This window comes from Pseudomonas sp. L13, from assembly GCF_009935965.1.
GTDB lineage: Bacteria > Pseudomonadota > Gammaproteobacteria > Pseudomonadales > Pseudomonadaceae > Aquipseudomonas > Aquipseudomonas lactis.
Map to the genome: position 1 here is coordinate 21243 of NZ_QODJ01000070.1, position 6000 is coordinate 27242.

4 protein-coding genes are annotated in these 6000 nt (G+C 54.4%); all 4 read left to right on the forward strand.

The window, feature by feature from the left end:
* Positions 1-68 precede the first annotated feature (68 nt).
* The 4 genes from DK871_RS24940 (at position 69) to DK871_RS24955 (ending at position 5685) form a co-directional block, all read left to right on the forward strand.
* Complete coding sequence (locus DK871_RS24940) at positions 69-3005, forward strand: glycosyltransferase family 32 protein (protein WP_161907010.1); 2937 nt, start codon at positions 69-71, stop codon at positions 3003-3005.
* Positions 3006-3240: 235 nt separating this feature from the next.
* On the forward strand, positions 3241-3822 hold the full coding sequence (locus DK871_RS24945; protein WP_034134614.1) for an alpha/beta hydrolase: 582 nt from the start codon (positions 3241-3243) through the stop codon (positions 3820-3822).
* A 47-nt stretch (positions 3823-3869) separates the two neighbouring features.
* Positions 3870-4796 (forward strand): sigma 54-interacting transcriptional regulator, encoded by a 927-nt coding sequence (locus DK871_RS24950; protein ID WP_161907011.1) that lies wholly within the window; start codon positions 3870-3872, stop codon positions 4794-4796.
* 106 nt (positions 4797-4902) lie between these two features.
* Positions 4903-5685 carry a MetQ/NlpA family ABC transporter substrate-binding protein gene (locus tag DK871_RS24955; RefSeq protein WP_003187613.1) on the forward strand — a complete coding sequence of 261 codons (783 nt, stop codon included), beginning with the start codon at positions 4903-4905 and terminating at the stop codon, positions 5683-5685.
* Positions 5686-6000: the final 315 nt, after the last annotated feature.

Sequence of the window (6000 nt, forward strand, 5' to 3'; positions counted from 1 at the left end):
CGTGCAAATCTTGGCGGTATGCTTATGCTGGTCGGCGCATGGAGTGAATTAATTAATGGAGTAGTTACATGTCTATACGCTTTCCTGTTCAGTTGATACGCACGATCGTTGAGCCGCAAATAGTTGTGAAACCACCTGAAGAGAATCCGTCGGTTACGGCTCATTCGTCATCTGACACGCCACGCCTGCGACATCCTTCTGCCTGTAAGCCGCCAAGTTTGGCTGATTATCAGCGAAAAAATAGTATGTCGCAAAATACCGAATCGGCGGGGGCTGCGATTGGTCCGAATAACGGCCGTTCGACGTTGAAGAAAAACGCTAATATAGAATCTTATATCAGTAAGCACTCTTCAGATTTTGTGAGCCCCGAAAAAGAAATCTCGGCTATTTTATCCGCTAAAATAAAAGAGCAATGGGGGCTGGGTATTGATCCCGATAAAACGTATCTGGTGACATTCAAAGGTGATGGCGAAGATGAAAAAGAGGTGGTGGAGAAAATCACCCTTACACAAGCAGCGTTGAAAAACAGGCAAGATGTAACGATTGAAGATAATGAGGGCTGGTTTGTAAAAATTGCTAAATACTTTTCACCCGTAGTTTATGTTTACAACAAAATCGACGGCTGGGTGCAGGAAGCAGACAGTCGCCAAGGTATTTATCGTGAACCCAGCGCTCCTGGTGAGGCCCCTTATAATGCCGATACCCGAGTGTCCATCCCGGTTGATGACTTCAAGTCATTAGTCTGGGATACAGACCGAACCCAGCTTTATAAGACCACGCTTGATGGGTTCTGGGACAAACACACCGGCTCTTATGCCGCGTTGAGTAAGATCTCATTTGTCAAAGCCATCAACTTACAGCGGCTGGAAGGCACCCTTGGCCCTGTCGAGACGGCACTTGCCCAGCGTGCATTGGGGCCGGTTGCGCAAAAGGATTGGTCTGAGCTGACGGTTAAGGATTTTGCCAAGTCTGCCGTCAAGGACCCGGACCTGGATATCGGTTTGCTGAGCATCAATGGTCTGCAGTCGACCGACTTGATGTGCGTGACCGACCGGAAAACCCAGCTGACGTTGCTTTATATCCCCGGTAACTCGTCGCCGATCCATCGTTTTGACAATCCTGCGCAAATGAAAACGTGGCTGGCCAAACAGGCGGCGGATCCGGTAAAGCGCGAATCACTGTTGACGCATTTTTCCCTCAAGGATCAGGCCAATAAATCCTTTTCTGATGGTGTGCGCCAATCGTTGGAGGGTATGGGGAACTGGTCCGATGCGCAGGCCTCAGGCGGCTCTGTCCTTTCCAAGCTCAACGGTTGGCTGCCGGATCGCTTCATTACCGTTGATCGGGTGCAGGACGATCCCTTTGAAGCGGTCAAGGTTCGACAAAAGGCGCGGTCCTATTCGGACGCGGAAAATGCAATCGTCAGTGATGGCGACTACACCAAGAACAAAATATTGCAGGGCGTGGAAGAGGCGACCAAAGTCGCCATGTTCATGACGCCCCTGGCCTTGGTCATGCCCGAGGTGGCAATAGGGCTGGATGTGTTCTTCCTGGCTGCCGGGGCTACCCAGGCAGGTATCGGCATTGATGATGCCGTCAAAGGCAAAGCGACGGCTTCTGACCGCATTGTTTTTGGGGTATTGAACGCTGTACCGCCATTAGTCTCCCACGCGGGCGCGCCGCTTGCCAAAGTGCTGACTGAGAGGATGTCCAGCGAGGGCGTTGCAGCAGGCGCTGATGCTGCAGCCCAGACGACCGCGCAAGCCTCTGAACAAGGGCGCCCGAACTTCAACCCACCACGGCGAGTCAATGGGCAGATCGGCTACCCGATGGGGCCCGTCTCGTCTCCCAAGATCCTTGAAGAGTTCACGGTCCCCATGGACGGTGTACATCAACTGCTCTCGGAAGATTACATGGTTCATGTGGGTCAATACGGCACGAAAGTCACCTATGACGTAGAGGCAGGCCTTTGGCGCGGGCTCAAGGAGAATGGTCAAGTCAATGACCTGTTTTATTGGCGTAACGATCGAGGAGGATGGCAGGCGGGGTCCAAAGCTGAAGCGATTGCAGGAAATAAAAACGCACCGGCTTCTATGATAAGTAAGACGCTTAAGTTGCCGAGGTTGCCGTCGCTGCCGTCCGGTGCAACAGAAGTGCCTAAGGTAATCCATTATTTTTGGGCCGGCAATGAAATGCCAGAGCACTTGCTCGAGAACATTATTGAGAACGCGAGAAAAAGCCCTGGGTACAAGTCGGTTGTTCATGTGGATGCGAATGATGCCAGTGCATTTCAGAAAATAAAGTCCGCTTTGGATCATAGGGTGGGCGGGCTTGAAGTGCATGACTTGAAAGAAGATGAAGCCTTTCAAACACTGAATGCCGGTAAGTACGGAGAGATGTATCAATATTTCCGCTCAGGGCAAGGGCAAAATTTATCAGCCTCATCGGACGTGATGCGCGTAGCGTTGATGAAGAAGTACGGCGGTATTTATCTGGATACCGACGATACGCTAATGTTTAACGTAGGCGACGTCACGCTAAAAGCTTCACCCAATGATATCTTGATGAATTCACCTGTTACTTATGCGCCGACGGACTTCAAAGGGTTTAATACCAGCAACTTTGCAAGTCATCCTGAAAATCCTGTCTTCGATAAGATACTGGAGGAATCGTACCAGCGGTATAAGGCGAACGAATCTTGGCTTGCTGCCAATCGCCCCTTCTTTAAAGAGGGGTTGAGCGCTGCCGAACAGCAAGCCTATAAGGAGTATGAAACGAGGATCTTTGAGGTCACCGGGCCGAGAATGTTTAGTGATGTGTTGGAGCAAGAAAAATATGGTTTTTTCCCGATCGTTGATGAAGTTACTGAACTACTCAATGCGCGTTTTTTGCTTCCCGATGACTATGCAAAAAATTACATGAAAATCCGCGATTTTTATATGCCAATGAACCATAAATTTGGCGTCACCATCGGCGCCGAGCACTCTATGCATCACTCGCGTTGAGTCAGAAAAACGTGGCGAGTCACTAGCAGTGGCTTGCGTCCATCCAACGTGCTGACAGTCTCAGCTGTAGCCATCGCTCCCCTTTCACCTGAGTGTCGAAAGGGGAGCGATGGTCACATTTTCATCGATACATAATTCAAAATGGTTATTAATAAATTCCTTTTTATTCCTTATTTGATTGTTGGGTGGCCCTTATACTGGTCAGCAACGTTAAACGCTGCAGGAGGGCACACCCATGCACAGCGAGTCGATTCGTTATCTGATCGTGCCGGGCTGGCAAGGATCGCCAGAAGATCATTGGCAAACCCATTGGCAGAACAGCTTGCCCAACAGCGCGCGGGTCGAGCAGGCCGATTGGCTGACGCCGCGTCGCGAGGATTGGGTCGCCGCGCTGGCAGAGGCCATTGCTGCCGACAGCACACCCGTCATCCTGATTGCCCATAGCCTGGGCTGCATCACCGTGGCCCACTGGGCCGCCACCGCACCCGTGCAGTTCTTGCGACAGGTACGCGGTGCGTTGCTGGTGGCTCCGGCGGATGTCGAGCGCCCTGCGTGTGCCCCTGCACTGCGCAATTTCGCACCTATTCCCACTGACCTGCTGCCATTCCCCAGCCAGGTGGTCAGCTCCGACAACGACAGTGCCGTGAGCGCCCCCAGGGCGCTGGAACTGGCGCGTCAGTGGGGCGCCGAAGCCGGCATCCTCTCGGGCGCCGGGCATATCAATGTGAAGTCCGGTCATCGGCGCTGGGAGCAAGGTTTTGCTTACCTCTATCGCCTGCAACATCGCCTCGAGCACCATGCTCGGCGCAGCGCCTAAATTTTTTACAACGCCCGTCCCAGAGTGGATTGGGGCGGGAGCCTGCCATGAGTCTGCATGAAACCTACGGCCAGCCGCTGCTGACCTTTCCCGATGCCGAAAAAAGCCCGTTGAGCATCCGCGCCAAGGCGCTGGTGTTCGTCGACCCACGCTCACGCCAACTGCGTGAAGAGTTGGAAAGCCTGGCGCCGCGCGCTTTACCCGTATTGATTCGCGGTGAAACCGGCAGCGGTAAAGAATTGCTGGCGCGGCACATCCACCGTGGCAGTGACCGTACTGGCCTGTTTGTCTCGGTCAACTGTGGCGCCATCAGCCCCACCTATGCCGATGCCGAGTTGTTCGGCTATGCCGCCGGTAGCCACAGTGGCGCGGCGAGCAGCCGGGCGGGATGGTTCGGCTCGGCCAACGGCGGCACCTTGTACCTGGATGAGATTGGCGACTTGCCGCTGCCGATCCAGGTGAAGTTGCTCGCAGCCCTGGAAAACCACGAAGTCACCCGTGTCGGTGCCCATCAGCCGAGCCCGGTGGATGTGCGCCTGGTGGCCGCCACCAGCATTGACCTGGCCCAGGCCGTGGCCGTGGGCAAGTTTCATGAGCGCCTGTTTCATTATTTGAGTGAGGGCCGGCTGGACCTGCCAGCGCTACGCGAGCGGGTGGGAGATATCTTGTCCCTGGCCGAATATTTCCTCGGCATCTACAGCCAGCGCCTGGACCTCCCGGTGCCGCTGATCAGCGACGCCGCCCAGCAGGTGCTGGAGCAACACACCTGGCCGGGCAATACCCGCGAACTGGAAAACGTCATTCACTTTGCCTTGCTAGTGAGCAGTGGCGATGAAATCTGGCCCGAGCATTTGAACTTGCCGGTGGCGGGTTCGCCGCTGGAGCAAGTGCGACGAATTTTTGCCAGCGCCAGCCCAGCCGAGAAGGAATCGGTGCGTAAATTCCTGTATGAGCAAAATGGAATATCAACGTGAATAAAAGATATTGTTCGGGAATAAAAAATCTAGGTATTGTCCCTCCCACGCCGCGATAGCACTTCGCTGGCACCTCACATAAAAACGGTCGTTAGAAGGACATTGCATGAAAAAGGTTCTGTTGTTTACCGCTCTGGCGGCTGCCCTGACTGCTGGCTTTGCCCAGGCCAACGAGAAACTGGTGGTGGCTGCTACGCCGATTCCGCACGCCGAAATCCTCGAGCTGATCAAGCCGACCCTGGCCAAGGAAGGTGTGGACCTGCAGATCAAAGTCTTTACCGACTACGTACAGCCGAACGTGCAAGTGGCTGAGAAACGCCTGGACGCCAACTACTTCCAGACCCTGCCGTACCTGGAAAACTTCAACAAGGGCAAGGGCACCAACCTGATTACCGTGGTGGGCGTGCACGTTGAACCCTTCGGCGGCTACTCGAAAAAGATCAAGAAAATTGAAGATCTGAAAGACGGCGCCACCGTGGCTATCCCGAACGAAGGCTCCAACAGCGGCCGTGCCCTGTTGCTGCTGCAAAAGGCCGGTGTGATCACCCTCAAAGACCCGACCAACGCCTTGGCTACGCCGAAAGACATCGCCAGCAACCCCAAGAACCTGAAGTTCAAAGAGCTGGAATCGGCCCTGTTGCCACGGGTGCTGGACCAGGTTGACCTCGACCTGATCAACACTAACTACGCCCTGGAAGCCGGCCTGAACCCGGCCAAGGACGCGTTGATCATCGAAGACGCTAAGTCGCCGTACGTGAACTTCCTGGTGGCGCGCCCGGACAACAAGGACAGCGATGCTATCCAGAAGCTGGCCAAGGCCCTTACCAGCCCGGAAGTCAAAGCTTTCATCGAGAAGAAGTACAACGGCGCGGTGGTGCCAGCGTTCTGATGTAAGCCAAAACCCCTTCAAGGTTTCAACGCCGACGGCTACTACAGCGTCGGCGTTTTTTTATCTGAAACACATTCAAAACTGTGGGAGCTTGCTCCCTTGAGGGCCTGACAGCCGACGCTTATCTACCTGACGCGCCTCAGTACAAATGTGGGAGCTGGCTTGCCTGCGATAGCGGCAACGCTTATCTACCAGACACCCCACAATCCAACTGTGGGAGCGGGCTTGCTCGCGAAGGCGGCCTCACAGTCGACACTGTTATACCGAGTACATATCCATTGCTGCGGTAACGGCCACTTAGGGTTCCGCCCTGAC

Bases quoted from the DNA above. Each gene is read 5' to 3' on its own strand.
- DK871_RS24945 (WP_034134614.1), top strand. From the start codon at position 3,241: ATGCACAGCGAGTCGATTCGTTATCTGATCGTGCCGGGCTGGCAAGGA.
- DK871_RS24940 (WP_161907010.1), top strand. From the start codon at position 69: ATGTCTATACGCTTTCCTGTTCAGTTGATACGCACGATCGTTGAGCCG.
- DK871_RS24950 (WP_161907011.1), top strand. From the start codon at position 3,870: ATGAGTCTGCATGAAACCTACGGCCAGCCGCTGCTGACCTTTCCCGAT.
- DK871_RS24955 (WP_003187613.1), top strand. From the start codon at position 4,903: ATGAAAAAGGTTCTGTTGTTTACCGCTCTGGCGGCTGCCCTGACTGCT.